Source organism: Tsukamurella soli, assembly GCF_039541155.1.
Lineage (GTDB): Bacteria > Actinomycetota > Actinomycetes > Mycobacteriales > Mycobacteriaceae > Tsukamurella > Tsukamurella soli.
In genome coordinates, this window is the sequence record NZ_BAABFR010000071.1 from 1 (window position 1) to 26318 (window position 26318).

General features: G+C 71.5%; 24 protein-coding genes. 19 read left to right on the forward strand and 5 right to left on the reverse strand.

The genetic code is table 11. The features are described 5' to 3' along the window. The first annotated feature begins 269 nt into the window (after positions 1-269). The 14 genes from murG to ABD908_RS18745 all read left to right on the forward strand — a co-directional run bounded on the left by murG (position 270) and on the right by ABD908_RS18745 (position 16640). A complete protein-coding gene (gene murG, locus ABD908_RS18680) occupies positions 270-1454 on the forward strand; it encodes an undecaprenyldiphospho-muramoylpentapeptide beta-N-acetylglucosaminyltransferase (protein WP_344998768.1) in 1185 nt (394 codons plus the stop codon). A gap of 53 nt (positions 1455-1507) precedes the next feature. Continuing rightward, entirely contained in the window at positions 1508-2935 is a 1428-nt protein-coding gene (gene murC, locus ABD908_RS18685) for a UDP-N-acetylmuramate--L-alanine ligase (protein ID WP_344998770.1), read from the forward strand. Further along, positions 2932-3690: a cell division protein FtsQ/DivIB gene (locus ABD908_RS18690; protein WP_344998726.1), complete on the forward strand. Its 759-nt coding sequence runs from the start codon at positions 2932-2934 to the stop codon at positions 3688-3690. The genes murC and ABD908_RS18690 overlap by 4 nt, the downstream gene beginning before the upstream one ends. 291 nt (positions 3691-3981) lie before the next feature. Continuing rightward, entirely contained in the window at positions 3982-5139 is a 1158-nt protein-coding gene (ftsZ, locus tag ABD908_RS18695; RefSeq protein WP_344998728.1) for a cell division protein FtsZ, read from the forward strand. Positions 5140-5262: 123 nt separating this feature from the next. Beyond that, a complete protein-coding gene (gene pgeF / locus ABD908_RS18700) occupies positions 5263-5970 on the forward strand; it encodes a peptidoglycan editing factor PgeF (RefSeq protein WP_344998730.1) in 708 nt (235 codons plus the stop codon). Continuing rightward, positions 5967-6713, forward strand: coding sequence for a YggS family pyridoxal phosphate-dependent enzyme (locus ABD908_RS18705; protein WP_344998732.1), 747 nt, complete (start codon positions 5967-5969; stop codon positions 6711-6713). The genes pgeF and ABD908_RS18705 overlap by 4 nt, the downstream gene beginning before the upstream one ends. Positions 6714-6771: 58 nt before the next feature. Continuing rightward, on the forward strand, positions 6772-7458 hold the full coding sequence (locus tag ABD908_RS18710; RefSeq protein WP_344998734.1) for a cell division protein SepF: 687 nt from the start codon (positions 6772-6774) through the stop codon (positions 7456-7458). A gap of 96 nt (positions 7459-7554) precedes the next feature. Continuing rightward, positions 7555-7836 carry a YggT family protein gene (locus ABD908_RS18715; protein ID WP_344998736.1) on the forward strand — a complete coding sequence of 94 codons (282 nt, stop codon included), beginning with the start codon at positions 7555-7557 and terminating at the stop codon, positions 7834-7836. 166 nt (positions 7837-8002) lie between these two features. Next, a complete protein-coding gene (gene wag31 / locus ABD908_RS18720) occupies positions 8003-8848 on the forward strand; it encodes a DivIVA-like cell division protein Wag31 (protein ID WP_344998738.1) in 846 nt (281 codons plus the stop codon). Between the two features lie 27 nt (positions 8849-8875). Then, positions 8876-9634: a hypothetical protein gene (locus ABD908_RS18725; protein ID WP_344998740.1), complete on the forward strand. Its 759-nt coding sequence runs from the start codon at positions 8876-8878 to the stop codon at positions 9632-9634. 537 nt (positions 9635-10171) lie between these two features. Further along, positions 10172-13333, forward strand: coding sequence for an isoleucine--tRNA ligase (ileS, locus tag ABD908_RS18730; protein ID WP_344998773.1), 3162 nt, complete (start codon positions 10172-10174; stop codon positions 13331-13333). Positions 13334-13369: 36 nt separating this feature from the next. Continuing rightward, complete coding sequence (locus ABD908_RS18735) at positions 13370-14692, forward strand: DNA polymerase IV (RefSeq protein WP_385924262.1); 1323 nt, start codon at positions 13370-13372, stop codon at positions 14690-14692. 144 nt (positions 14693-14836) lie between these two features. Further along, positions 14837-15712 carry a sensor domain-containing diguanylate cyclase gene (locus ABD908_RS18740; RefSeq protein ID WP_344998744.1) on the forward strand — a complete coding sequence of 292 codons (876 nt, stop codon included), beginning with the start codon at positions 14837-14839 and terminating at the stop codon, positions 15710-15712. Positions 15713-15725: 13 nt separating this feature from the next. After that, positions 15726-16640: an NADP-dependent oxidoreductase gene (locus ABD908_RS18745; RefSeq protein ID WP_344998746.1), complete on the forward strand. Its 915-nt coding sequence runs from the start codon at positions 15726-15728 to the stop codon at positions 16638-16640. A 38-nt stretch (positions 16641-16678) separates the two neighbouring features. On the opposite strand, the gene ABD908_RS18750 is transcribed toward ABD908_RS18745, so the two are convergent. The 4 genes from ABD908_RS18750 to ABD908_RS18765 form a co-directional block, all read right to left on the reverse strand. Further along, complete coding sequence (locus ABD908_RS18750; RefSeq protein WP_344998748.1) at positions 16679-17485, reverse strand: ABC transporter permease; 807 nt, start codon at positions 17483-17485, stop codon at positions 16679-16681. Continuing rightward, on the reverse strand, positions 17482-18234 hold the full coding sequence (locus tag ABD908_RS18755) for an ABC transporter ATP-binding protein (protein ID WP_344998750.1): 753 nt from the start codon (positions 18232-18234) through the stop codon (positions 17482-17484). The genes ABD908_RS18750 and ABD908_RS18755 overlap by 4 nt, the downstream gene beginning before the upstream one ends. Positions 18235-18699: 465 nt before the next feature. Next, on the reverse strand, positions 18700-19590 hold the full coding sequence (locus ABD908_RS18760) for a CHRD domain-containing protein (protein WP_344998752.1): 891 nt from the start codon (positions 19588-19590) through the stop codon (positions 18700-18702). A 159-nt stretch (positions 19591-19749) separates the two neighbouring features. Beyond that, entirely contained in the window at positions 19750-20685 is a 936-nt protein-coding gene (locus ABD908_RS18765; RefSeq protein ID WP_344998754.1) for an asparaginase, read from the reverse strand. A gap of 169 nt (positions 20686-20854) precedes the next feature. On the opposite strand from ABD908_RS18765, the gene ABD908_RS18770 reads away from it, so the two are divergent. Further along, a complete protein-coding gene (locus tag ABD908_RS18770) occupies positions 20855-21355 on the forward strand; it encodes a WKL family lipoprotein (protein WP_344998756.1) in 501 nt (166 codons plus the stop codon). A 19-nt stretch (positions 21356-21374) separates the two neighbouring features. Here ABD908_RS18770 and ABD908_RS18775 read toward each other — a convergent pair whose 3' ends face one another. Then, a complete protein-coding gene (locus ABD908_RS18775) occupies positions 21375-22364 on the reverse strand; it encodes a hypothetical protein (protein WP_344998758.1) in 990 nt (329 codons plus the stop codon). A gap of 21 nt (positions 22365-22385) precedes the next feature. Between ABD908_RS18775 and lspA the strand changes: the two genes are divergently transcribed. The 4 genes from lspA (at position 22386) to ABD908_RS18795 (ending at position 26100) form a co-directional block, all read left to right on the forward strand. Next, the gene (gene lspA / locus ABD908_RS18780; RefSeq protein WP_344998760.1) at positions 22386-22985 is read left to right on the forward strand and encodes a signal peptidase II; all 600 of its coding nucleotides are present in this window, start codon (positions 22386-22388) and stop codon (positions 22983-22985) included. Then, entirely contained in the window at positions 22978-23904 is a 927-nt protein-coding gene (locus ABD908_RS18785) for an RluA family pseudouridine synthase (RefSeq protein WP_344998762.1), read from the forward strand. Before lspA ends, ABD908_RS18785 begins: the two co-directional genes overlap by 8 nt. 1 nt (position 23905) lies before the next feature. After that, the gene (locus ABD908_RS18790) at positions 23906-24622 is read left to right on the forward strand and encodes a hypothetical protein (protein WP_344998764.1); all 717 of its coding nucleotides are present in this window, start codon (positions 23906-23908) and stop codon (positions 24620-24622) included. Between the two features lie 86 nt (positions 24623-24708). Then, positions 24709-26100 (forward strand): DUF1731 domain-containing protein, encoded by a 1392-nt coding sequence (locus tag ABD908_RS18795; protein ID WP_344998766.1) that lies wholly within the window; start codon positions 24709-24711, stop codon positions 26098-26100. The last annotated feature ends 218 nt before the right edge of the window (positions 26101-26318 follow it).

Here is a 26318-nt window from a genome sequence, read left to right on the forward strand (position 1 = left end):
AGTTGGGACTAGTGGTTGTCTTCCTAAGACCGCTTGGCCTCCGACTTCGTCGGGCCCTCGCCGTACGACCGTGCGCCGTACGGCGACCCGTCCCTGAACCGCCCGCGGCCGGGCGGCCAGGCCCGCGGTCCGCAGGCGCGATCCGCGCAGGTCCGGGCCGCCCAGCCCCGAGGAACCCAGAGCCGCGGCCCGGAGACCGCGGCCCAGCCCTGGCGCCGCGGTGGCGTCGGCGACGCCCCGCGTCGCCACCCCGACCGGAGGAGGAACCCCTGACCACGCGGCACACCACACGCGACCCGAGCGGCACCACCCGGCCGCGATCCGTGGTCGTGGCCGGCGGCGGCACGGCAGGGCACATCGAGCCCGCGATGGCCGTCGCCGACGCCGTCTCCGCCCTCGCTCCCGGCACCCGCGTCACGGCACTCGGCACCACCAAGGGCCTCGAGGGTCGGCTGGTCCCCGCGCGCGGGTACCAGCTCGAGCTGATCCCGCCGGTGCCGCTGCCCCGCAGGCCCTCGGGCGACCTGCTGCGGCTGCCCGGGCGCGTCGCGGGCGCGGTGCGGGCCACGCGGCGGATCCTGCGCTCGGTGGATGCCGACGTGGTGGTCGGCTTCGGCGGGTACGTCGCGCTGCCCGCGTACCTGGCCGCGAAGAGCCTGCGCATCCCCGTCGTGATCCACGAGGCCAATGCCCGCGCCGGGTTGGCCAACCGGGTCGGTGCCAGGCTCGCGACGCGGGTGTTCGCCGCGGTTCCCGGCTCCGGTGTCGTTGCCGAGGTGGTCGGCATGCCGGTGCGCGCCACGATCTCCGGTCTCGACCGGGCGGGGTTGCGCGCCGAGGCACGCGCCCACTTCGGGTTGCCGACGGACGGACCGGTCGTGCTCGTCTTCGGCGGCAGCCAGGGCGCGGTCCGGCTCAACGACGGTGTCGTCGGCGCCGCCGGGGATCTCGTCGCCGCCGGAGTGGGGGTGCTGCACGCGTACGGCCCCAAGAACACTCTCGAGCTCGGCGGCATCGGCCCGGCGCAGGGCTACGTCGCCGTGCCGTACCTGACTCGCATGGACCTCGCCTACGCGGCCGCCGATCTCGCCGTCTGCCGCTCGGGGGCGATGACGGTGGCCGAGGTCGCCTCCGTGGGGCTACCCGCGGTGTATGTGCCGCTGGCGCACGGCAACGGCGAGCAGGCGCTCAACGCGGCCCCGGTCGTCGACGCCGGGGGTGGCATCATGGTGGCCGACGGTGACTTCACCCCCGCGTACGTGCGTGACACCGTCGTCCCGCTGGCGCAGGACGGCGACCGGCTTGCGCGTATGGGCGCGGCGGCGGCCGGTTGCGGTCACCGGGACGCGGCCGGCACCGTCGCCGCCGCGGCGCTGGAACTGGCCGCGCAGGGGACTGGAGCGCGACGGGACTGGAGCGCGACCGACGATCGGCGGAGAGGACGGCAGCGGTGACGGACGCTGAGTCTTGCGGTGGCGCGCTGCCGGAGCGGCTGCAGCGCGTCCACATGGTGGGCATCGGCGGCGCCGGCATGTCCGGCGTGGCGCGGATCCTGCTCGCGCGCGGCGGACAGGTGTCGGGTTCCGACGCCAAGGAGAGCCGTGGCGTGCTGGCGTTGCGGGCCCGCGGTGCGCAGGTCGCGATCGGCCACAGCCCCGAGGCGCTCGACCTGCTGCCGGGCGGACCCACCGTCGTCGTCACGACACACGCCGCGATCCCGCAGGACAACCCCGAGCTGGTGGAGGCCCGCCGACGCGGCATCCCGGTGATCCTGCGCCCCGAGGTGCTGGCCGACCTGATGGCCGGCTACCGCACGCTGCTGGTGTCCGGGACCCACGGCAAGACGTCCACCACGTCGATGGCGGTCGTCGGCCTGCAGCACTGCGGGGCGAATCCGTCGTTCGCCGTCGGCGGGGAGCTCAACGAGTCGGGCACCAACGCCTTCCACGGCAGCGGCGACGTGTTCGTCGCCGAGGCCGACGAGTCCGACGGCTCGCTGCTGCAGTACGCGCCCGACGTCGCGGTAGTGACCAACGTCGAGGCCGACCACCTGGACTTCTTCGGGTCCGAGGAGAGGTACGTCGCGGTGTTCGACGCCTTCCTGGATCGGGTGCGGCCGGGCGGGGCCGTGGTGCTGTGCCTGGACGACGAGGGTGCAGCACGGTTGGCGCAGCGCAAGCACGCCGACCTGCGGGCGCGCGGCGTGGCGGTGTTCGGCTACGGCGAGGGCCTGCACGCCGACCTGGCGCCGGACGTCACCATGATCGCGACGCTGCTGGACTACAAGCCGCGGGCCGAGGGCGGCCTGCTGAAGGTGCGGTTCTCGGACGAGCACCGGCAGGTGTCCGAGCGCGCGTTGATCCTGTCCATCCCGGGCAAGCACATGGCGCTCAACGCCATCGGCGCCACCATCGCCTCGGTGTGCCTCGGCTACCCGACCGCCAAGGTGATCGAGGGTGTCGAGAGCTTCGGCGGTGTGCACCGCCGCTTCCAGCTGCGCGGCACCGCGGGCGCCGTGCGGGTGTTCGACGACTACGCCCACCACCCGACCGAGGTGCGCGCCGTGCTCACCGCGACCCGGGACATGGCAGCCAAGCAGGGCGGGCCGTGCCGCGTGATCGTCGTGTTCCAGCCGCACCTGTACTCGCGTACCGCGCAGTTCGCCACCGAGTTCGGCGTTGCGTTGTCGCTCGCCGACGAGGTGGTGGTCCTGGACGTGTACGGCGCCCGCGAGCAACCGGTACCGGGGGTGACGGGCCGCCTCGTCGCCGACGCCGTCACCGCCCCGGTGCGATACGTGCCCAACCTGTCCCAGGTGGCGCACGCCGTCGCCGAACTCGCCCGACCGGGCGACATCGTCGTCACCATGGGGGCCGGCGACGTGACGCTGGTCGGTCCGGCGATCCTCACCGCGCTCGAGGAGGCGGGCCGTTGAGCCCTTCGGACGGGGCCGACGGTGACTGGGCGGACGGCGATGAGGTCCGCCCCCGGAGAGCCGGCTCGCGCAGGCGCATCCCGGGGCTGCTCCCGCTGCTGCTCGTCCTCGGGGTGATCGGGTGCCTCGTGGGCCTGGTCGCGGTCCTGTACTTCTCGCCACTGCTCTCGGTGCGGTCGGTCAGCGTGACGGGCGCGACGAACGCGCCGTTGGACCGGGTCACCGCCGCCGTGGGCTTCCTCAAGGGGCGCCCGCTCATGCAGCTGCAGCAGTCGGAGCGGGACGCGGCCGGGGCCAAGGTGACCGCCGTGAGCCCGTGGATCGACAGCGCGACGGTGACCGTGCAGTACCCGTCGACGGTGATCGTGCACGTCACCGAGCGTGAGGCCGTCGCCTACGCGATCTACCGCGGCCGGCCGGTGCTCGTGGACACCGAGGGCGACCCGTTCCTGCAGGTGCCGAAGCCGCCGGCGTTCACGCCGAAGCTCACCACGTCGTCACCGTCGGCCGCCGACGCCGACACCCGCGCGGCCATGGACGTGCTGATGTCGCTGCCCGACGACCTCCGCGGCCAGATCGTCGAGATCGGCGCAGACTCGCCCGCCGCCGTGCGGATCGTGTTGCACGACAAGCGCGTCGTGATGTGGGGCGACGACAGTCAGCCCGCCGCGAAGGCCATCGCGCTGCGCATGATCCTCACCCGCCCGGGCCACCTGTTCAACGTGGTCAACCCGCAGATCCCGACGGTCAGGTAGCCGCCCGCGCGGTCGGTGCGGCCCGGCGTAGTCGGGTACGCGCTCGCCGGCCTCCCCCCCTCGCCGCTGTGGGCTCGGAGTCGCCCGCGCGCCCGCGTCGGTGTCGCCGTCAGCCCGGCTGGGATCCCCGATTTCGCCGACACGCGGCGCGCCTAACCGGTAGGCGCCGTGCCGACCTCTACCTTGGTCCGCAGGCGGTTACTTGACATAATTCTAAGCCTTTCGTTGAGGTTTAGGGTTTGTCCCGCTAGAGACATACCCGCGAAAGACACCAAGGAAGGCGACAGCGCTATGACGCCCCCGCACAACTACCTCGCCGTAATCAAGGTCGTCGGCATCGGCGGTGGCGGCGTGAACGCCGTGAACCGGATGATCGAGCAGGGCCTCAAGGGTGTGGAGTTCATCGCCATCAACACCGACGCCCAGGCCCTCATCATGAGCGACGCGGACGTGAAGCTCGACGTGGGCCGCGACTCCACCCGCGGTCTCGGCGCCGGCGCCGACCCGGAGGTGGGCCGCAAGGCCGCCGAGGACGCGAAGGACGAGATCGAGGAGCTCCTCAAGGGCGCCGACATGGTCTTCGTCACCGCGGGCGAGGGCGGCGGCACCGGCACGGGCGGCGCCCCCGTCGTCGCGACCATCGCACGCAAGCTCGGCGCCCTCACCGTGGGCGTCGTGACCCGGCCGTTCAGCTTCGAGGGCAAGCGCCGCGGCCGCCAGGCCGAGGACGGCATCTCCGCCCTGCGCGAGTCGTGCGACACCCTGATCGTGATCCCCAACGACCGACTGCTGCAGCTCGGGGACGCCAACGTCAACCTCATGGACGCGTTCAAGAGCGCCGACGACGTGCTGCTCAACGGTGTCCAGGGCATCACCGACCTGATCACCACGCCCGGCCTCATCAACGTCGACTTCGCCGACGTCAAGGGCGTCATGTCCGGCGCGGGCAGCGCCCTCATGGGCATCGGCTCGTCGCGCGGCGAGGGTCGGGCCATGAAGGCGGCCGAGGCGGCGATCAACTCGCCGCTGCTGGAGACCTCGATGGAGGGCGCGCACGGCGTGCTCATGTCGGTGGCCGGCGGCAGCGACCTCGGCCTGTTCGAGATCAACGAGGCCGCCACGCTGGTCGCCGACGCCGCCCATGAGGATGCGAACATCATCTTCGGAACCGTGATCGACGACAACCTCGGCGACGAGGTGCGCATCACCGTCATCGCCGCGGGCTTCGACGGCACCGCCGCCAAGCGGACGACCACGCGCCCGGCTGCGACCACCGGCGGGCAGCACCACGCCACGGGCGACGAGCGTCCCGCGCCGCCCCGGCCGGCGAGCACCGTCTTCGCCGGTCGCCCCTCGCAGCTCGACCCGTTCGCCAACCAGCCGGCGCCGCGGCCGCGGTACATCGACGACGACGATGTCGACGTGCCCACTTTCATGCAGCGTCGCTGACCTTCGAGACGGCGCCGCCGACCGCACAGACCACCGCGGGCACGCCCCTATACTGGGGGCGTGCCCGCTTCTGTACAGACTGGATCTGATCACTTGTCCACCAACGACTTTCGTGTCCGACGCGTGGTCACTACCCGGGCCGGCGGCGTGTCCAGCGGGGCGTACGACTCATTCAACCTGGGCGACCACGTAGGCGACGACCCGCGTGCCGTGGCCGCCAACCGGGCGCGTCTCGAAGCCACGATCGGCGTCGACGCGGGGCATCTCGTGTGGATGGAGCAGATCCACAGCCGCACCGTCACCGTCGTCACCGGCCCGCAGGACGGCAACGTCGAGGCGACCGACGCGCTCGTCACCGCTACGCCCGGCCTCGCGCTCGCCGTGCTGACGGCCGACTGCGTTCCCGTACTGCTGTCCGACGACGAGGCCGGCGTGATCGCCGCTGTGCATGCCGGCCGCGTCGGCGCCCGCATCGGGATCGTGCCCCGCACTCTGGAGGCGATGGTCGAGCTGGGCGCCCGCCCCGAGCGGATCGGGGCGTTCCTCGGCCCCGCCGCCAGCGGCGCCAAGTACGAGGTCCCCGCGCACATGGCCGCGGATGTCGAGGCGCATCTGCCCGGCAGCCGGTGCCGCACCGACAAGGGCACCGCCGGTCTCGACCTGCGCGCGGGTATCCGCCGCCAGCTGATCGAGGCCGGCTGCCCCGCGGTCGCCGAGGACCCGCGCTGCACCATCTCCGATCCCGCTCTGTTCTCGCACCGGCGCGGCGCCCCGACGGGTCGGCTCGCGTCCGTCATCTGGATGGACCCGACTCCGCAGGAGCGCCGGTGAGCCTCGCCGACCGTCGTGCCCGGCTGGCCGACGGCCTCGCGATGACCCGTGCTCGCATCGATGCGGCGTGCCGGACCGCCGGTCGCGAGCCGGGGGAGGTGTCGCTGCTTCCGGTCACCAAGTTCTTCCCGGCATCCGACATCGCGCTGCTCGCCGAGCTCGGCTGTACCGACTTCGGCGAGAATCGCGAGCAGGAGGCCGCCGGCAAGGCGGCCGAGCTGGGGGAGATCCGGAAGGCTGCCGAACTCGCGGAACTGCGCTGGCACATGCTCGGCCACATCCAGCGGAACAAGGCCCGCTCGGTCGCGCGCTGGGCTTCGCTGGTGCACTCGCTCGACAGCGCGCGCCTCGCCACCGCGCTCGACGGCGCCGTCACCGCGGGCCGCGACGCGGGCGTGCGCTCGACTCCGCTCGCCGTTCTACTGCAGGTCAGTCTCGACGGTGACCCCGCGCGCGGGGGAGTGACGGTGCCGGACCTGCCGGCGCTGGCCGATCAGGTGGAGGACTCGGACGGATTGGAGCTGCGCGGCGTCATGGGCGTCCCGCCGCGGGACTGGGAGCCGGCCGCGGCGTTCGAGAGGCTGGCCGCGGTGTGGGCGGATGTGCGGCAGCGGCATCCGGGGGCGACGGTGTTCTCGGCGGGGATGTCGGGCGACCTGGAGGCCGCGATCGAATTCGGATCGACGTGCGTGCGTGTCGGAACCGCGATTCTCGGGACCCGCCCCGTAATCTCTCAGCCATAACGTCAGTCACAGCAGTCACAACGGACGACGCGGCGGGCCGAGGGAAGGGCACTAGCGAATGAGCACTCTGCACAAGGTGAAGCAGTACTTCGGCATGGTGCCGCTGGAGGAGTACGACGACCAGTACCTGGATGTGAAGACGCCCGAGCCGCGGGCGCACGCATCCCGGCGTCGCACCCTCGATGACGAGTACGACTCGTACGAGGGTGAGTACCGCAGCGGCTACCGCGCCGACCGCCCGTACCCGTACGAGGGGCGTCGTGACGAGGCGTACGAGGACTACGCCCGAGAGGGCGAGTACGCCCGCGAGCCCGGATACGGCTATGACGAGCGCTACCGCGAGCCCGCGCCGGTGCCGCGTCCGGCCCGGCTCGAGCCGCTGCGCGCCGACACGCACCGCCCGGCGCTGTCGACCCGCGGCGCCCTCGCCGTGGATCCCCGCACCGAGGTCGTGGCGGAGAACAGCGCCCTGTCGCGGATCGTGTCGCTGCAGCCCGAGTCGTACGAGGACGCCCGCACGATCGGGGAGAAGTACCGCGAGGGCGCGCCGGTGATCATGGACCTGACCGGCATGGACAACGCCGATGCCAAGCGTCTGGTCGACTTCGCCGCCGGCCTGGCGTTCGCGCTGCACGGGTCATTCGACCGCATCGCGAAGAAGGTCTTCATGCTGTCGACCGCCGACATCGACGTGACTGCCGAGGAGCGGGCCAGGATCGTCGAGACCGGCTTCTACAGCCAGTAGTTCCCGCCCGGCCCACCGTGCTAGCACGAGCCCTCACACCGTCGCAGGTGTGGGGGCTCGCGGCGTCTCCGGGGTCGATCAGGCAGAGTGGAACCCGTGCATGGCTTCTGGCTGACGGTCCACACTCTGCTGTATATCTACTTCCTTCTGCTCATCGTGCGTCTGGTCTTCGAGGTGGTGAAGTCCCTCGCTCGAGACTGGAATCCGAAAGGCCTCGGCGTGGTGCTCCTGGAGGCGGTGTTCACGGTGACGGATCCGCCACTCAAGCTGCTGCGACGGCTCATTCCGCCCGTCCGGCTCGGACCGGTGCGGCTGGACCTGTCGATGTTGATCGTGTTCATCGTCATCGGTGTGCTGCAGAGCGTTCTGCCATACTGAGATGCCAGGCATTCAGTCACCTGATTCGGACATTCAGGTGCGAATCTCGACCTGGGATGCAGAACGAGCGGGTCTAGTGTGACAGGATGTGCTCTAGTTACAGTGAGTACCGGACTGACTGACGAGCAGCGCAACGCATCGACCGCCGACCTGAGGGGATAGAGACATGACGCTGACACCCGCTGATGTTCACAATGTGGCGTTCAGCAAGCCGCCCATCGGCAAGCGAGGCTACAACGAGGACGAAGTAGACCAGTTCCTCGATCTGGTCGAGACGGAGCTCGCGCGGCTCGTCGAGGAGAACTCAGACCTCAAGCAGCGCAACGCCGAGCTGGAGCGCGAGCTCGCCGAGGCCCGCGCCAGCCACGGAGCCGCCGCCGAACCGTCGACTACCAGCACCGTGGCGTTCGCGCAGCCCGCGGCCCCGGCCGCGCCGCTCGCGGCGGTGACGCCCACCGCGGCTCCCGAGCCCGCTCCCGCCAAGTCGGGCCCGGACCTCGAGGAACACCAGCTGCGTGCCGCGCGCGTGCTGTCGCTCGCGCAGGACACCGCCGACCGACTCACGAGCACGTCGCGGGCCGAGGCCGAGGCGCTGGTCAACGACGCGCGGCAGAAGTCGGAGGCGATGGTCGCCGACGCGCGGCAGAAGTCGGAGGCGATGCTCGCCGACGCGCGCCAACGCTCCGATGCGATGCTCGCCGACGCCCAGTCGCGCTCGGAGAACCAGCTGCGCGGCGCGCAGGAGAAGGCCGACGCCCTGCAGGCGGACGCCGAGCGCAAGCACACCGAGATCATGGGCACCATCAACCAGCAGCGCACGGTGCTGGAGGGTCGGATCGAGCAGCTCAAGACCTACGAGCGCGAATACCGTACCCGCCTCAAGACCTACCTCGAGGGTCAGCTCGAAGAGCTGTCCTCGTTGCGTAGCGCGGCGCCTGTCGACCACGGCAACGGCCAGAACTTCAACGACCCCGGCAACGGCGGGATCAACGGTCCGTCGTTCAACAAGTAGGTCGGGGTACCCGTCGAGGGGAATCGCATGCTGATAGCCGCGCTCGGCGCGACGGTGGTCGGGTTCGTCCTGCTCATCGCGGCACTGATCACGGCCAACATGTGGCTGGCGGTGGCTTGCGTGGCGGTCTGCGCCGTCGGTGTCCTCCTGCTGCTCGGTGACGTTCTCACCTATCGGAGGGCGGAACGCGACGGTGCCCCGGACGCGGGCGATGCGGAGCGCCCCGCGCGTGGAAAGCAGCGGACGGTGGCCGACCTCGCCGCTGGTGCGGGTGCTGCGACGGCTGTCGGTGCCGCGACCACCGGAGCGGCCAAGCGTGCCGGGCACCGCGCGCCCGACACGGACTCCGAGCCGGAGCCGGTCGAGACCGGAACCGCGGAGTCGGCGGATCCCGCGGACAGTGGTGTCGACCGGACCGTGGACGGCGTGGCCGGGACGATCGGGCACGAGGAGTTCGGTCACCACGAGGGCGACGCCCCGCCGACGCAACAGCTCGCGCTGGGCCTGCGGCACTCGGCGCCGGTCGACTGGACACACGAGTCCCCGGCTGACACCGACGACGCGGCCGAGCGGGCGGCGTTCCGACATGCCGGGTACGACCCCGACAAGACCGACCTGATCGCGAGGATCGAGGATGGGCCGTCCTGGCACGACAGCGCGGCCGACGACGATGCGAACGATGGCGGCGATGAGGCCGAACCCGAGGCGGCGCGCTCCGGGGAATCCGCTCAGCCGATCGGCAATGACGACCGCACCCGGCAGTTCCCGCGCCCGAACTTCGATTGACGCCGAGATCGACATGATTTTTCTAGGGCGCGGCGCGAAACCGCAGGTCGTTGACCCGCGATCGAAGAAATTCTGTCGATCTCAGATGACACCTGCCCCGTGATCGGGGCGGGGTGACCTGTGCACGTGCGCGCCACCCGCCCGTCGTCTCCGCCCCCTGCACCGCCGCTCGCGCCCCGGTCCGCCGCCGCGGCTCGCTCGCTCCCCAGCACGACCGCGAGGATCAGGCCGGCGCGGAACAGAACTCTCGCTCTCGTCCCTTACACTGGAACCCGCGACGATCCGGCCATCACCGGGGAGCATCCGGAAGAACGGGCCCACTGCGTGCCCCAGTAGAACCGGACGGGTACGGGCCCGTCACAGCCCGAACGAAGCGGCCACTCCTGCAACGGGGCGGCAAGCGGGGTGGTACCGCGGTACCCGGCGCATGTCGGGCCATCGTCCCCGTGCCGGCACGACCGAGGCACGAAGCAGGCACGATGAGCCACGAGGAGACCCGCCGTGGGTGAGACCGAACGCCCCTACCCCCTGACCGACATGACCGGCGGGGGAGGGGCCGCGACACCGTCGTTCCCCGACCTGGAGGAGCGCGTACTCGCGTACTGGGCGTCCGGCGACACCTTCCGCAAGTCCATCGAGGGTCGCGCGGACGCGCCCGAGTACGTCTTCTACGACGGCCCGCCGTTCGCCAACGGCCTGCCGCACTACGGCCACCTGCTCACCGGCTACGTCAAGGACCTGGTCCCGCGCTACCGCACGATGCGCGGCTACAAGGTCGACCGCCGGTTCGGCTGGGACACCCATGGCCTGCCCGCGGAGCTCGAGGCCGAGCGCCAGCTGGGGATCAAGGACAAGTCCGAGATCGAGACCATGGGCGTCGAGAAGTTCAACGACTACTGCCGCACCTCGGTGTTGCGGTACGCCGACCAGTGGCGCGACTACGTGACGCGGCAGGCGCGGTGGGTCGACTTCGTGGGCGACTACAAGACGCTCGACATCGACTTCATGGAGTCGGTGATGTGGGCGTTCAAGACCCTGTACGACAAGGGCCTGATCTACCAGGGCTACCGCGTGCTGCCGTACTCCTGGTACGAGCAGACGCCGTTGTCCAACCAGGAGTCCAAGCTCGACGACGCCTACAAGATGCGCCAGGACCCGGCGGTCACCGTCGGGATGCCGCTGCGCACGAAAGGCACCAGGCTCGCCGCGCTCGACGGTGTGCAGGCCCTGATCTGGACCACGACCCCGTGGACGCTCCCGTCGAACCTGGCGATCGCCGTGCACCCCGACCTCGACTACGTGCACGTGGTGGCCGCCGAGGGCACCCCGTTCGCCGGCCAGGAGTTCCTGCTGGCCCAGGGCCGCCTCGGCCAGTATGTCCGCGAGCTGGGCGAGCAGCCGCAGGTCAAGGGGACCTACCGGGGCGCAGACCTCGAATCCGCCGCGTACACCCCGCCGTTCGACTTCTTCGCCGACCATCCCAAGGCGTTCGTGACGCTGCTCGCGGACTACGTGACCACCGATTCCGGTACCGGCATCGTGCACCTCGCGCCCGCGTTCGGTGAGGAGGACATGGACCTCGCCACGGGCACGTACGGCATCGAGGTGGTGCAGCCGCTCGATCCGGGCGGGCGCTTCACCTCGCTGGTGCCGCCCTACGCGGGCCTGCAGGTGTTCGATGCGAACCCCGTCATCATCAAGGACCTCAAGGCCGCGGGGCGACTGCTGCGGCACGAGACGATCGAGCACAGCTATCCGCACAGCTGGCGCTCCGGCCAGCCGCTGATCTACATGGCGGTGCCGTCGTGGTTCGTCGAGGTCACGAAGTTCCGGGACCGGATGGTCGAGCTCAACCAGCAGATCACCTGGACGCCGGAGCACATCAAGGACGGCCAGTTCGGTAAGTGGCTCGAGGGCGCCAAGGACTGGAACATCAGCCGCAACCGCTATTGGGGCGCGCCGATCCCCGTGTGGATGTCCGACGACCCGGAGCACCCGCGCATCGACGTCTACGGCTCGCTCGACGAGCTCGAGCGCGACTTCGGCGTGCGCCCGACCAACCTGCACCGGCCGCACATCGATGAGCTGACGCGCCCCAACCCGGACGACCCGACGGGGCGCTCCACGATGCGCCGCGTCCCCGAGGTGCTGGACTGCTGGTTCGAGTCGGGCTCGATGCCGTTCGCGCAGGTGCACTACCCGTTCGAGAACCGGGACTGGTTCGAGACCCACTACCCGGGCGACTTCATCGTCGAGTACAACGGGCAGACCCGCGGCTGGTTCTACAACCTGCACGTCCTGGCGACGGCGCTGTTCGATCGCCCGTCGTTCCGTACCTGCGCGGCGCACGGCATCGTCCTCGGCAACGACGGCGCGAAGATGTCCAAGAGCAAGCGCAACTATCCGGACGTCAACGAGGTGTTCAACCGGGACGGCTCCGACGCGATGCGCTGGTTCCTCATGGCCAGCCCCATCCTGCGCGGCGGCAACCTCGTCGTCACCGAGCAGGGCATCCGTGAGGGCGTGCGGCAGGCGCTGCTGCCGCTGTGGAACGCCTACAGCTTCTTCGCGCTGTACGCGGAGCAGCCGGCCACCTGGCGCACCGACTCGACCGACGTGCTCGACCGGTACATCCTCGCCAAGCTGGCGCAGACCCGCGACGCGATCACCGAGGCGCTGGACCGCACCGACATCGCCGACGCGTGCGACGAGCTGCGGACCTTCACCGACGCGTTGACCAACTGGTACGTGCGGCGCTCGCGCTCGCGGTTCTGGACCGGCGGCTCCGACAACCAGGCGGCCTTCGACACCCTCTACACGGTGCTCGAGACGGTCTGCCGGATCGCGGCGCCGCTGCTGCCGATGGCCACCGAGGCGATCTGGCGCGGCCTCACGGGCGGCGAGTCGGTGCACCTGACGGATTGGCCCGGCGCGGGCGAACTGCCCGGGGACCCGGAGCTGGTCGCCGCCATGGACGATGTCCGCGAGGTGTGTTCGGTCGCGTCGTCGGTGCGCAAGGCCAACAAGCTGCGCGTCCGGCTGCCGCTCCAGGCGCTCACGGTGGCGGGCCCGCGTGCCGACCGGCTCGCCCCGTTCACGGCGCTGATCCGCGACGAGGTCAACGTCAAGGACGTGGTGCTCTCCGACGACGCGGACGCCTACGGCCGCATCGAGCTCGCTGTCAACGCCCGCGCCGCCGGACCACGGCTCGGCAGGGACGTGCAGAAGGTCATCAAGGCCGTCAAGGCCGGGGACTGGTCGGAGGAGGACGGGGTCGTCACCGTGTGGCCGGGTCGCTCCGCAGGCTCCGCTCTCGAGGCGGGTATCGCCCTGCAGGACGGCGAGTTCACCCGCAAGCTGGTCGCGACGTCGCCGGACTCGACCGCCGAGCTGCCCGACGGTGCGGGCCTGGTGGTCCTCGACCTGACTGTGACCGAGGAGCTCGAGGCCGAGGGCTGGGCGAAGGACCGCGTCCGTGAGCTGCAGGAGGCGCGCCGCGCCGCCGGGCTGGACGTGTCCGACCGCATCTCGCTCACCCTGGCGGTCCCGGCCGGGCGGCGTGAGTGGGCGCTGCGGCACCGCGACCTGATCGCGGGCGAGGTGCTGGCCACCTCGCTCGACATCGTCGATGCGCCGGACGCCGGTGCAGACGGTGTCGATGTCGGCGATGGTGTCACGGCGCGCCTGACCGTCGCCTGACCCACCGTGGCCGCGCGCTGGGTGCTGCACTTCGACATGGACGCGTTCTTCGCGTCCGTCGAGCAGCTCACGCGTCCCACGCTGCGGGGTCGCCCCGTCCTCGTCGGGGGCCTGGGCGGCCGCGGCGTCGTCGCCGGCGCGAGCTACGAGGCGCGGGTGTTCGGCGCGCGCTCGGCGATGCCGATGCACCAGGCCCGTCGGCTCGTGGGCTCAGGCGCGGTGGTGTTGCCGCCGCGCGGCGCCGTGTACTCCGCGGCCAGCCGCCGCGTGTTCGGGGCGGTGCGCGAGCTCGTCCCCGTGGTCGAGACGCTCTCGTTCGACGAGGCGTTCGGCGAGCCCGCGGAATTGGCCGGCGCCGGCAAAGACGACGTCGTCGCCTTCGCCGAGGAGCTGCGGGCCCGGATCCTGGCCGCGACCGGCCTCGTCGCCTCGGTCGGCGCCGGCGCCGGGAAGCAGACCGCCAAGATCGCCTCCGGCCTGGCCAAGCCCGACGGTGTGCTGGTGATCGCCGCCGACGAGCAGGAGGCCCTGCTCTCGCACCTGCCGGTGCGCAAGCTGTGGGGCATCGGCCCGGTGGCCGGAGATCGGCTCGCGCGGCTCGGCATCGACACCATCGGCCAGCTCGCGGCGATGTCCGACGTCGAGGTCGTATCGGTGCTGGGCGCCACCCTCGGGCCGGCACTGCACCAGCTGGCCCGCGGGGTCGACGACCGCCCCGTCAACCCGCGCGCCGAGGCCAAGCAGATCAGCGCCGAGCACACGCTCGAGAACGACGTGACCACCCTCGCGGCGCTGCGCCGCGAGATCGAGCGCAGCTGCGCGGGCGCCGTCCGCCGGCTCGAGCGCGACGGTCGCGGGGCACGCACCGTGGTCCTCAAGCTCAAGCGCTCCGACATGTCGATCCTCACCCGCTCGGCGACGCTGCCGTACGCCACCAGCGACGGAGCCCTCCTGCTCGCGACCGCGCAGCGGCTCGCCCTCGACCCGGTCGAGGTGGGGGCGATCCGGTTGGTCGGTGTGGGCTTCTCGGGCCTGTCCACAACGGTGCAGTTCTCCCTGTTCCCGGAGCTCGACGGTGACCTCGCCCCGCCGCCCGGGGAGCAGGAGCAGTCCGCGGAGCCCGACGACTCGCCGAGGCCGGACACGACGGGCCCGACGTGGCGCACCGGGATGGATCTGCGGCACCCCGAGTTCGGACACGGCTGGGTCCAGGGTGCGGGCCACGGCGTGCTGTCGGTGCGGTTCGAGACGCGCACCAGCGGCCCGGGTAAGATGCGGTCGTTCCAGGGCGACGATCCGGCGCTGCAGCCCGCGGATCCGATCGATTCGCTCGACTGGCCGGACCTCTCAGAGAACTGAAGCATGTATCCGTCATTTCGGTCAGCGCCCGATGTCGCAGTGGCTAGAATGAACAACTAGGTGTGAAACGTTACGATATCGACCCAGTAGTATTAGATGGTGAACCATACGTTGGGCGATGAAGTGATGAGTCGAGGAGGGCGCGTGCACCCCGAGCCTGCGGACGGCGCCCCGCCGCTCGACGGCGACGCCTATTGGGCGCTGCTCGCCGCATCGGATCTCGCGATGGTGATCCACGGCGACGACGGCACTGTGGTCCAGGCCAACCGAGCCTTCGCCGAGCTGCTCGGCTACACGCTCGACGAGGCCCTCACGCTCGACTCCAAGCGTGTCATCCACCCCGACGACCTCGCCGTCCGCGATGCGCAGGCGGAGGAGATGTTCGACGGGCTGTCCGACGGTGGCGTCGTGCACCGGCGGCTGCTCCGCAAGGACGGGTCGGCCATCCGCGCGCGCGTTCGCAAGTCGGTGGTCCGTCGCAGGGGCGTTCCACTGGTCCTGACGATCATCGAGGAGTGGGGGCCGATCGGCGCGCTCGAGCACGACGTCCGGCACGATCACCTCACCGGCCTGCTCAACCGGCGCGGGCTGCGCGAGTTGGCCCGTGCCACCTACCCCTATCGGCCCACGTTCCTCGCGATGGCGGACGTCGACGGCCTCAAGAACTTCAACGACAGCTACGGACACGCAGCGGGCGACGAGATCCTGGTCGCGGTGGGTCGGGCGGTGGGGGCGACACCGGTACCCGGCGCGTTGGCCGCGCGCTGGTCGGGGGACGAGTTCGTCGTCTGCGCCCCCGCGAGCGACGAGTGCCCGGACCCACCCGCGCTGGCGCGCATCGTGCACGAGCACGTCGCCCGGCCGCTGACGGTGACGGCGGGCCCGCCCGAGCCGATCGTCCCCCGGGTCTCCGTGGGCGTCACCGTCTTCGACCCGACGGTCGAAGAACTCGATACGGCGCTCGTCCGCGCCGACCGCGTGATGTACGCCCGCAAGCAGGCGCGCAGGAGCCCGATGTGAACGGGGTGATCAGGTGAGGGCGGTCCGGTTCAGCCGGTTCGGCGGACCGGAGGTCCTCGAACTCGTCGACCTCCCCGACCCGCACCCGGGGCCCGGTCACGTCCGGATCGCTGTGCACGCGGCCGGGGTCAACGCGAGCGACTGGAAGAAGCGCCGAGGTCTGATGGACCGGCAGCTCCCGCAGACGCTCGGCTATGAGGCCGCGGGCGTCGTCGACGAGGTGGGCGCGGGTGTGTCCGTCGTGGCCGTCGGCGATCGGGTGTTCGGCTTCTGTACCGACGGTGCGGCGCAGGCGGAACTCGCGGTGCTGTCGCACTGTGTCGCGATCCCGGCGGCGCTCGATTTCGCGGCGGCCGCCACGCTGCCGGCGGCGGTCGAGACCGCCGCACGCGCACTGGACCAGCTCGGTGTCGATCGACGCGGAGTCACGGGCCTGACGCTGCTGGTCAGCGGCGCCTCCGGCAGTGTCGGCGGCGCTGCGGTGCAGCTCGCGGTGGCGCGTGGTGCCCGCGTGATCGGCACCGGCGGTCCGGCAAGCCAGGGCCACCTCCGCTTGATCGGTGCCGAGCCCGTCGAATACGGCGACGGGCTGGTCGCGCGGGTTCGCGCGCTCGTGCCCGACGGTGTCGACGCGGCCCTCGACGTGGCCGGGAGCGGGGTCCTGCCCGAGCTGATCGCGCTCACCGGCGCCGCCGAGCGCGTCGTGACGATCGCGGACTTCGCGGGCGCCCAGCAGCTCGGTGTGCGGTTCAGCCGCGGCGACACCGGCCGCGCGTTGTACGCCCTCGCCGACATCGGCCCGCTGGTCGAGTCGGGGCGCTTCGTGCTCCCCGCCGTCCGGACGTTCCCGCTCGCCGCCGTCGCGGAGGCGCACCGCGTGGGCGAAGCGAGCGGTGTGCGCGCGAAGCTGGTGCTCACCCCGACATAGTGCCTCAGGTCGTTTCCCACCCCCAGCCCAGGAGTCGGTCACGCCTTGAGCCCCCCGGTGGCGAAGATGAACGACGACCACGCCGACAGCACGACGACCAGTCCCCACACCACGCCGAGCGCCCACCCGGCCTGCACGTCCCCGTGCCCGAGAAACCCGATCCGTTCCACCTGGACCAACCAGAACACCGGGTCGAAGCGGCTGGCCAGGGCCCAGATCCTCGGCAGGTCGTCGACCGAGTAGAAGACGCCGCCCAGGAATCCCAGGGGCAGCAGGACTATCGACTCCATCGAGTACACGTGGTCGAGCGACGTGGCGAGGCCGCCCGCGATCACGCCGACCTGCGCAGCCAGCAGGAGTACCCCGGCGGTGCCCGCGACCAGGTACAGCGGATGCGCGACACGGTGCCAGCCGGTGAGCGGCATCGCGATCGCCAGGACCCCGGCGCCGACCGTGGTGCCACGGGCGACGCCGCCGCCGACCAAGGCGAGATCGATCTCCCACCAGCGCAGGGGACTGGCGAACACGTCGTGGATGTACCGGTCGCGGCGTGCCTCGAACAGGCTGGTGGTGCCGTTGAAGAAGCCGACATTCACGATGGCCTGCACGAACAGGCCCGGAACGATGAACTGTCCGTACGAGACCCCGTCGATCGCCGCGACGCGATGCCCCAGCGCGGTGCCGAACACTACGACGAACAGCACCGTCGACAGCACGGGCCCGATGATCGAGTACCGCCAGATGATGGCGAACCGGAGCACCTCGCGCTCGAGCAGCCACAGGAACGCCGGGCGTTCGGGCGCGAAGGCGTCCTCCGCGGATCGGGGCGTCAGCGTGTCGGTCACGAGTCGACTTCCACGCTGAGCACCCGGCTGTACACCTCGGATATATCGCGTACTCCGTAACGCTCCCGCAGTGCGTTCGAGGAGCCCCGATCCACGATCCGCCCGGCGCGCAGCAGCGCGATCTGGTCGCACAATGTCTCGGCCTCCTCCAGGTAGTGGGTGGTCAGCAGGATGGTCGTGCCGGCGGCGTTGAGCCTCTTGACCAGCCGCCAGATCTCGGCCCGTAGCTCCACGTCCACGCCCGCGGTCGGCTCGTCCAGGATCAGCAGCCGCGGGCGGTGCATCAGCGCGCGCGCCAGGATGAGGCGCCGCTGCATGCCGCCGGAGAGCTCATACGCGCGGGAGTCCGCCTTCCGGTCGAGTCGGAGCAGTCCCAGCAACTCGTCTGCCCGCCGCCTCGCCGTGCGCCTGCCGATCCCGTGGTAACCGGCGTGGTATATCAGCATCTGCCGGATCGACAGGAAGCGGTCGACGTTGATCTCCTGCTCGGCCAGCCCGATCAGCGACCGTGCTTCGCGCGTGCGGTGGTCGTGGCCGAACACGGTCAGCGTGCCCGCCGTCGGCCGCACGATGTTGCACACCGAACCGATCAGCGTGGTCTTGCCGGCGCCGTTGGGCCCGAGTAGCCCGAAGAACGCTCCGTCCGGGATCTCCAAGTCGAGGTCGTCGACGGCGGTGAAGCCGTCCGCGTACGTCTTGCGCAGGCCCCGCACCGAGAGCGCCGACGGACCGCGCTGCTGTTCAGACACCGGCACACGCCGCGGCCCAGCGAGTGGATGCGGATCTGCTCACGGACATCGGAAACGGCCTCCTCAGGCGGCGTCGTGCGACCTCACGACTCACGGAATCGCAGTTCGGGAAATTCGGCGGAGTCGTTCTCGAAGAAATACGACCGAGCGCACGACCGCCAGCACGACCGATCGGCATTCACGTCACATGTTCGCTGGTCAGGCCGCTACGTGTCGTACGGAGAGATCGTATTGGCGTGGTCCGCGGCTGGCAACGTAGCGGCTTTCGAATGCGTCCGCAGAGACCACGACGGCGCCCGCGGCTCCCCATTTCTATCCCGATATCTGCTGTTCAGAGCACTCGCGCCCGACAGTGGGAAATTATCCTCAGACGGATTCCATCACAGGGTGCCGCCACCTTCGTCCCCGAACTGCGAGAATCCGTGCCTCACGGACCACAGTTCGGGAACAAAGGTCGTCGGGTCGCTACCCGACGACGTCCCCGCACAGCACGGGCGCGAACTCCATCGTCGGGTTGCCACCCGCGAGGATCTTGGCCATCGGCCCGAAGTGCAGGTTCACGTACCAGCCGTGCGCGGGCGGCGGCCCGGAGACGGTGATGGTGGCGTGCTCGGAACCGCCGCCGGATCCGTCGGTCTTCAGGTCCGGCAGACCGTAGGCGACGGCGCCCTGCTTGACGCACGACCCGTCGTGGAAGTGCACGGCGTGGCTGGTGTTCGCCGGCAGCCCCGTGGCCCGCACGTCCACGGTCAGCTTGTGCGTCGCTGCGTCGTACGACCACGTCGCGGTGCCGGCCGGGGTGCGGCCGTGGTCGGGCGGCGCGGTGAGCTTCAGTGTCACCGGCCCGTGCGCGGTGCCCGCGGGGATGTCGGCGCATGCGATCGGCGTGAACCCCAACGATCCGGGGGCGCCCATCGTCGCGCTCGGTGCAAGGTGGATGTTCAGGTACGACGATGCCGGGATCCCGCCCGGTGACTTCGTCGTCGACGTGACGGTCTGGTGCACGTCGCCCGACGAGTCGGCGGTGATGTCCGGGAACGGGACCGACGGTGGCTTGGTCTGGTCGGCGCAGGTACCCGGGTGGATGTGCATGGCGTGCGCCCCACCGGGGGTGAAGCCCGACATGTTCAGCGCCGCGGTCACCGTCTCGTTCGCGGCGTTCCATGTGAGTGTTGCGGTCCCGGTGGGCATGGGGGCGAGGGTGACGGTGTGGGCGCCACCGGCCATCGCGGCCCCCGCTGCGCTCGTGGACGTCGCGCTCGACGACGGCCCGGCGCTCTGGGTGGTCGACGACGAACAGGCTGCGACGGTGAGAACGGCGGCGCCTACGGCGCACGCTGCTGCGAAACGGTTCATGGTTCCTGTCCGATCGATCGACTGGTGGGCCTCCGTCCGGACGTTACGACCGCCTCAGCCGACGGGTCAACGACGGTGTCCGGGTTGCGACCCAATGGGGCGGTGTGCAGATCGGCATCGGTGTACGTCCGAGGGTTGGTCATGGGCCCGACGTGTGGGTCAGACGCCGAAGTACGCGCCGATCCACTGCTCGCCGACACCTGCTGCGAGCAGCGCGAGCAATGCGACCCGGGCCTGACCCGCGCGCAGCCGGCGGGAGACGATCGCCCCGGCGTCCACCAGGTCGAGCGCGCCGCCGCCCCCGCCGTACAGCGCGTCGACGGCGCCGGTGGGCACTCGCGAGCACACCACCACGGTCACCCCCGACTCGATCGCCTCGCGCACGGCGGCGGCGAGCTCCACCGTGGTGTTGCCGTTGCCCGTGGCGAGCAGCACGACACCGTCGGCGCCGGCCGCGACGGCCGCCCGCAGCAGCGTCCCGTCGGCACCGGGATACGACGCGACCACATCCACCCGCAGCCCCGCGACCGGTCCGCTGGCCACCAGCATCCGCTGCGGCGTGGGTCCCGGGACGGGCAGGCCGCCCGAGAACGGCTGCGGCGCATCGGTCGACGACTTGGTCACGCCCCGCACCGTCTGCACCGTGCCGGCGAACGCCAGCAGCACCCCGTGGCCCTGCATCGCGGGGTCCGCGGCCACCGCGAGTGCGTGCGCCAGGTTCGCGGGCCCGTCTGCCTGGGGATCGTCGGCGCGGTGCTGGGCCCCGGTGAACACCACGGGCCGCGGGTCGGCGTGCCCCAGGTCCACGAGCAGGGCGGTCTCCTCCATCGTGTCGGTGCCGTGGGTCACCACCACGCCCGTCACCGCGGGGTCCGCGAGCGCCTCGGCGACGCCCGCACGGATGGTGTCGAGGTCCGCGAGGGTCAGGGCCGACGAGTCGGTGCTCAGCAGGTCACGCGCCTCGACGTGCATTCCTTCCGGTGTCAGACCGGCGGTCAGCCGTGCCGCGGTGTCGGTGGGCACCGCGGCCCCCGAATCGTCGGCGCGGCTGGCGATCGTGCCGCCGGTGGAGAGGACGATCACGCGCGCAGTCATGCCTGCAGCTTGGAGGCTGCGATTGTGGGCGTCAACTCCGCATCGGTCCGCCGCGCCTGCACCGGGAGGTGGAATTCCTACTGCATAGTGGACTACGTTGACCGACGCGCGCGGGCGGGCCGGTGCGCGGCCCCGCGGCGATGGGGTGGGACCGAGAGGGATGCATCACGTGAAGTTCGGCAAGACCCTGGTGGCCACGGCCGCCGCGATGGCGGCTCTCGGCCTCGCGGGCTGCGGCAGCGGCGACGCTCTGCCGCCCCCGCCGCAGCTCAGCTCGACGGCCGCTGCGGCCGGCGCCGAGTCGCACTCGGCGAACCAGGCGCCCACGGCGGCACAGCTCGAGGCGATGCTGAACGAGGCGGTCGATCCGAAGATCCCGTCGAAGGACAAGATCTCCCTCGTACAGGGCGCCACTGCCGCCGACTCGCCGATGTTCGACGAGCTGGTGAAGCTGCGCAAGGACAACCCGTCCTTCACCTGGCAGATCGGCACGCCGCACCTGCAGACTCCGGGCCAGGCGCAGGCTACGGTCTCTGCGCTGGTCAACGGCCAGAACCAGAGCGCCGACGTTACATTCGTGTTCGACGACGGCCAGTGGAAGCTGCAGCGCACCTACGCGTGCGGCATGCTGCAGCAGCTGGGCCGCACCACGCCCTCGTGCGGCGGCTGACCCGCCCCGGGCCCCGCGCTCAGTCGGCCGTGAAGCGATAGACCAGGCCGGTCTTCTGCACCAGCTGCTGCCCGGGTGTGTCGCCCGCCAGCGTGCGGCCGCCCTGCAGTGCGGCGCCGCCGGACGCCGGCAGCGGTAGCGCGGGGTCGAGCGTCAGGTCGGCCGGCCCGGTCGAGGTGTAGCTGGTGATGGTCAGCACCCGATCGCTTCCGGGCACCGTGAAGATCGACGTCTGCGGCGACTCGTCGACGGTGGCGGTCAGCCGTACGGCTCCGGACGCGGGCACCGCCGCGGCGGTCACCGTCGACGTCTGCTGCAGGTCGGTCTCGCCGGTCAGGTGGCGGGTCACCGTCCAGGTAGCCCCCGCGCCGACCGCCTCGGCAGGCAGCGGCAGCATGCGCGTGAACGTCTGCAGCAGGGCCTGCTCGAACGCAGACTGCGCCTCGTCGGAGATCCCGTCCGGCGCGTTCAGCGTCATCGAGCGCACCTCCCCGGTCGCGGCCAGCCGGATCCGTCCCACGGTCCCCGCCTCCGCGCGGAGCGCGTGCGTCAGCGCGGGATCCGTGGAGCTCGGCGCGCCGAAGTACAGCGCCACATCGGTCGGGTCGGTGCACGTCGGCTGCGCAGTCAGCGGGACGGTCACGTCGCGGTTCCCGCCCGACGGCTGCTGACCGGTGATCTGCGAGACCTGCAGGGAGTTGGTGAACAGCGTCGTCGCCTGCGTGCGCGTCGGCGCGAGCGTCAGCGCCCGGCGGGGCTGCGCTCCGGGGTCCGTCACCGTCACCGTCGCCGACGGGAGGTCGACGGTGACGGCGTCTGCGGGCATCGTCACCGCGCGGGCCGCGCAGGCCGCCGACGGTGCCGGCGCCCCGATCGACCGGGCGGCCGCGGTGGACGACGAGGACGGCGCGTCGGACGGGGATGTGCCGCACGCGGCCGCGAGCACGAGCAGAGCAGCGGGGACGGCCCGCGCGACGGGGCGGACGCGGCGGTCATGGATCATAGGCATTATGGATTGGACGGTAGAGCAGTGACACGTGCCGCGGACGACGGGGATCCGGCTGCCGTGGGAGGGGCGCGAGGCGCTGCCGCAGGCACGGTGGCCGGCGCCGCATCGCACACCAACCCGCGGCTGGTGCTCGCGGGCGTGGCGCTGCTGGTGATCGCGCTCGACGTGCTCACCAAGTGCCTCGTCGTCGCGTACATCGACCCCGAGCGGCCGGTACGCATCATCGGCGACACCGTCACCTTGACCCTGATCCGCAACTCCGGCGCCGCGTTCTCGATGGCCACCTCCATGACGTGGGTGCTCTCGCTGATCGCGATCGCCGTCGTGGTGTGGGTGATCCGCATGGGCTCGCGCCTGCAGTCCGTGTGGTGGGCGCTCGGCCTCGGACTCGTGCTGGGAGGTGCGGCCGGCAACCTGATCGACCGTATCTTCCGCTCGCCCGGGGTACTGCGCGGGCACGTCGTGGACTTCGTGCGGGTCGGCTGGTGGCCAGTGTTCAACGTCGCCGACTCGGCGATCTGCTGCGCCGCCGTGCTGCTGGTGGCGCTCACCCTGTTCGGCCGTGACCCGTATCAGGGGTTCGGCGGCAAGTCCGGGAAGGACGGCGGGTCGGATGCGTGAGGTACGGACGATGCCGGTCCCCGACGGGCTGGACGGGCTGCGGGTCGACGCGGGTGTGGCGCGGCTGCTCGGCCTGTCGCGCACCGTCGTCTCCGAGCTCGCCGAGGAGGGCTCGGTCACGCTCGACGGTGCCGTCGTCGGCAAGTCCGACAAGCTGGTCGCCGGCGCGCTGCTGGATGTGACGCTGCCTGAGCCGGCCCGGCCGCTCGAGATCGTCGCCGAGCCGGTCGAGGGTATGACGATCCTGTACGCCGACGACGACATCGTGGTCGTGGACAAGCCGGTCGGCGTCGCGGCGCACGCGTCCGTCGGGTGGACGGGGCCGACGGTGATCGGCGGCCTCGCTGCGGCCGGCTTCCGCATCTCGACCTCGGGGGCGCCGGAGCGCCAGGGCATCGTGCACCGCCTCGACGTCGGGACGTCGGGCGTGATGGTGGTCGCCGTGTCGGAGCGGGCGTACACGGTGCTCAAGCGGGCGTTCAAGCAGCGGACTGTGGACAAGCGCTACCACGCGCTGGTGCAGGGGCACCCCGACCCGTCCAGCGGGACCATCGACGCTCCGATCGGTCGGCACCGCTCCAGCGACTGGAAGTTCGCCGTGACCAAGGACGGCAAGCCGTCGATTACGCACTACGACACACTCGAGGCGTTCGCCGCCGCGTCCCTCCTCGACGTGCATCTGGAGACCGGCCGCACCCACCAGATCCGCGTCCACTTCTCGGCGCTGCACCACCCGTGTTGCGGCGACACCACCTACGGCTGCGATCCGGTGCTGGCCAAGCGGTTGGGCCTCGAACGGCAGTGGCTGCACGCGCGGACCCTGGGCTTCACGCACCCCACCAAGGGGGAGTACGTGGAGTTCACGTCGCCGTACCCCGCGGACCTCCAGCACGCGCTGGACGTCCTGCGGGAGCACTGACGTGTCGGACGACGATCACGATCCGGCCCCCGTCGCCGCGCGCCGGGGCGTGGCCCGCGGCGACGGTTCCGTGGCCCGCTGGGGTGCGCTGGTCGCGCTGCTGGTCGTGGTCGTCGGCCTGCTGTACGGGCTCGGCGCCTCCCGGCCGTTGCCCGCCCCCCGGTTCGACGGTGACCGGCTCGGTCCCGAGCCCGGCCAGACGGTCGCGGACTACGAAGCGGTCGCTGCGGCCTCACTGCGGGCCGCGCCGGCGGGCGAGCGTCGCTGGGCCCTGGTGTCCCCGGTCACCGAGTGGACCACCGACCAGACGTGGGCCGAGCTCGGTCGTGTCCGCGTCGGGAGGCTGCTGATGCGCGTGCCGATCAACGGCGTCCAGACGCCGATCGTCTCGGTCGCCACCGGGCAGAGCGCTGCTGCCCTCGAGGCCGCGAATGCAGTGGCCGCGACCCAGGTCCCCGACCTCGTCGCCCCCGACGCCCGCGGCTCGGCGATCGCCCGCGTGAGCGCCGCGCGTTTCCGTGCGGGCACCGCGTCGGTCGTGGGAGCGGTGGTGTGGGGGACCGGCTCCGACCTGCGCAGCATCGCCGCCGCAGCCTCGGTCCGCACGGTCCAGGTCGTGCCCGACGGTGGCGGGCGGATGGCCGTCGCGCCGCTGCTGCCCGAATTCACCACTCGTGTCGAGCCCGGCGCCGACACGGGCGTCGTGCCCGCTCCCTAGGGCCGCGCACCGGGCTCCGTGTGGGGATGTAGTCATCGTGAGATACCCCATACTGCGCCCGCCACCTGCGGGGTTAGCGTCGCGCCATGGGTATCGCACGCAACGCGCGCCAGTTCATCGCCGCGCCCCTCGACGCCGTCTGGGCGGTCCTCTCGGACCTCGACGAGCTGCCCCGGTGGCATCCGATCTTCGGCTCGCTCGCGGTGGTCGGCGGCGCCGCCGGGCCGGTCGCCACGGGCATGCGCGCCGACTGGCGGCCGGTGATCGCGGCTAGCTGGGTGCACCGCAGGTTCGCCCCGCCTATCGAGGTCACCGCGTGCGACCCGGGCCGCCTGCTGGAGCTGACGCAGCCGGAGCCGCTGGGCGCCACCGTCGTGCGCTGGGAGTTGCACGGCGACGGTGCCGGCACTCTCGTCACCCAGACCGTCAGCAGCACGGGGCCCTCCGCGCCCCTGTACGACCGGATCCTCGCGAGGCGCCTCGCCGCCCGGCCGAACACCACGCTGGCGCTGCTCGCCCGGCGCGCCGGGGCGGCGTGCGAGGCGCCGCTGAACGTGGTGATCGCGGGTGGCAGTGGTCTGCTGGGGCGCCGCATCGCGGCCGACCTCACGAGCCGCGGGCACGCGGTCGCGATCCTCACGCGCGCCGTGGACCCCGCGCTTGCGTTCCGGCAGGTGGAGTGGGATGGGCGCACCGTCGGTGCCTGGGCCGACGAGCTGGCGAAGCCGCGGACCGCGGTGATCAACCTCGCCGGGAAGCTGGTCGACTGCCGGCCGACCGCGGCGAACATCGCGGCGCTCACCCGCAGCCGAGTCGAGCCGACGCGGGCCCTGGTGGCGGCCGTGGCGCGGCTGGGCCGGCCCGTGCCGCATTGGGTCCAGGCGAGCACCACCGCGATCTGGAGCGACGCGGGCGAGACGCCGTGTACAGAGGGAACCCCACTGCCGGACCCGGGCCTGCCGCAGATGACCGGCGTCGCCCTACCGTGGGAGGAGGCCGTGGCGGGTGCTGCTGCCGAGCGGCTCACGATCCTGCGCACCTCCATCGTTCTCGAATCGGAGTCGCCTGCGCTAGGGCGCCTGGTCTCGATCACCCGCGCCGGCGCGGGCGGCCGGGTAGGCGACGGGCGCCAGTGGTTCAGCTGGATCCACATCGACGACTGGCTCGCAGCAGTCCGGCGCGCGCTGGGGACCGACGACGGTGCCGGGCTGCCCGCGGGCGTCGTGGTCGCCGCGACCGAGAACCCCGTGCGGAACGCCGAGCTGATGCGGCAGCTCAGGCGCCGTCTGCACCGCCCGCCGTCGCCGCCCACCCCCGCGCCGTTGCTCGCGGTGGGCGCGATCGCACTGCGTACCGACCCGGCGCTCGGCCTCACCGGGCGGTACGCCACGTCGACCATGCTGCGCGAGGTGGGCTTCGAGTTCCGGTTTCCGACGCTTGACGTGGCTCTTGCCGACCTGCTGCCGAGTCGCGCCTGACGACGGTGCCGCAGTAGCGGCCGTTCGACTCGGAGCTGCGCGAATCGATGAGCCGACGCGGGCCGACAGCGGTGTGTGGTGGATCACATTCGTGTGGTTCGGGTGGTTGGTGGGGTGGTGTGGGGCTGTGACCTGGGGTTATGAACGTGGGGTTACGGGTTGACCTGGGGGTTTGCGCTTGTGTTCGGTGCCGCGTAACTTATTCCAAGTCAGCGAGG

Bases quoted from the DNA above. Each gene is read 5' to 3' on its own strand.
- murC (WP_344998770.1), top strand. From the start codon at position 1,508: ATGGTGGGCATCGGCGGCGCCGGCATGTCCGGCGTGGCGCGGATCCTG.
- ftsZ (WP_344998728.1), top strand. From the start codon at position 3,982: ATGACGCCCCCGCACAACTACCTCGCCGTAATCAAGGTCGTCGGCATC.
- ABD908_RS18710 (WP_344998734.1), top strand. From the start codon at position 6,772: ATGAGCACTCTGCACAAGGTGAAGCAGTACTTCGGCATGGTGCCGCTG.
- wag31 (WP_344998738.1), top strand. From the start codon at position 8,003: ATGACGCTGACACCCGCTGATGTTCACAATGTGGCGTTCAGCAAGCCG.
- ABD908_RS18725 (WP_344998740.1), top strand. From the start codon at position 8,876: ATGCTGATAGCCGCGCTCGGCGCGACGGTGGTCGGGTTCGTCCTGCTC.
- ileS (WP_344998773.1), top strand. From the start codon at position 10,172: ATGACCGGCGGGGGAGGGGCCGCGACACCGTCGTTCCCCGACCTGGAG.
- ABD908_RS18735 (WP_385924262.1), top strand. From the start codon at position 13,370: ATGGACGCGTTCTTCGCGTCCGTCGAGCAGCTCACGCGTCCCACGCTG.
- ABD908_RS18760 (WP_344998752.1), bottom strand. From the start codon at position 19,590: ATGAACCGTTTCGCAGCAGCGTGCGCCGTAGGCGCCGCCGTTCTCACC.
- ABD908_RS18765 (WP_344998754.1), bottom strand. From the start codon at position 20,685: ATGACTGCGCGCGTGATCGTCCTCTCCACCGGCGGCACGATCGCCAGC.
- ABD908_RS18775 (WP_344998758.1), bottom strand. From the start codon at position 22,364: ATGCCTATGATCCATGACCGCCGCGTCCGCCCCGTCGCGCGGGCCGTC.
- ABD908_RS18785 (WP_344998762.1), top strand. From the start codon at position 22,978: ATGCGTGAGGTACGGACGATGCCGGTCCCCGACGGGCTGGACGGGCTG.
- ABD908_RS18795 (WP_344998766.1), top strand. From the start codon at position 24,709: ATGGGTATCGCACGCAACGCGCGCCAGTTCATCGCCGCGCCCCTCGAC.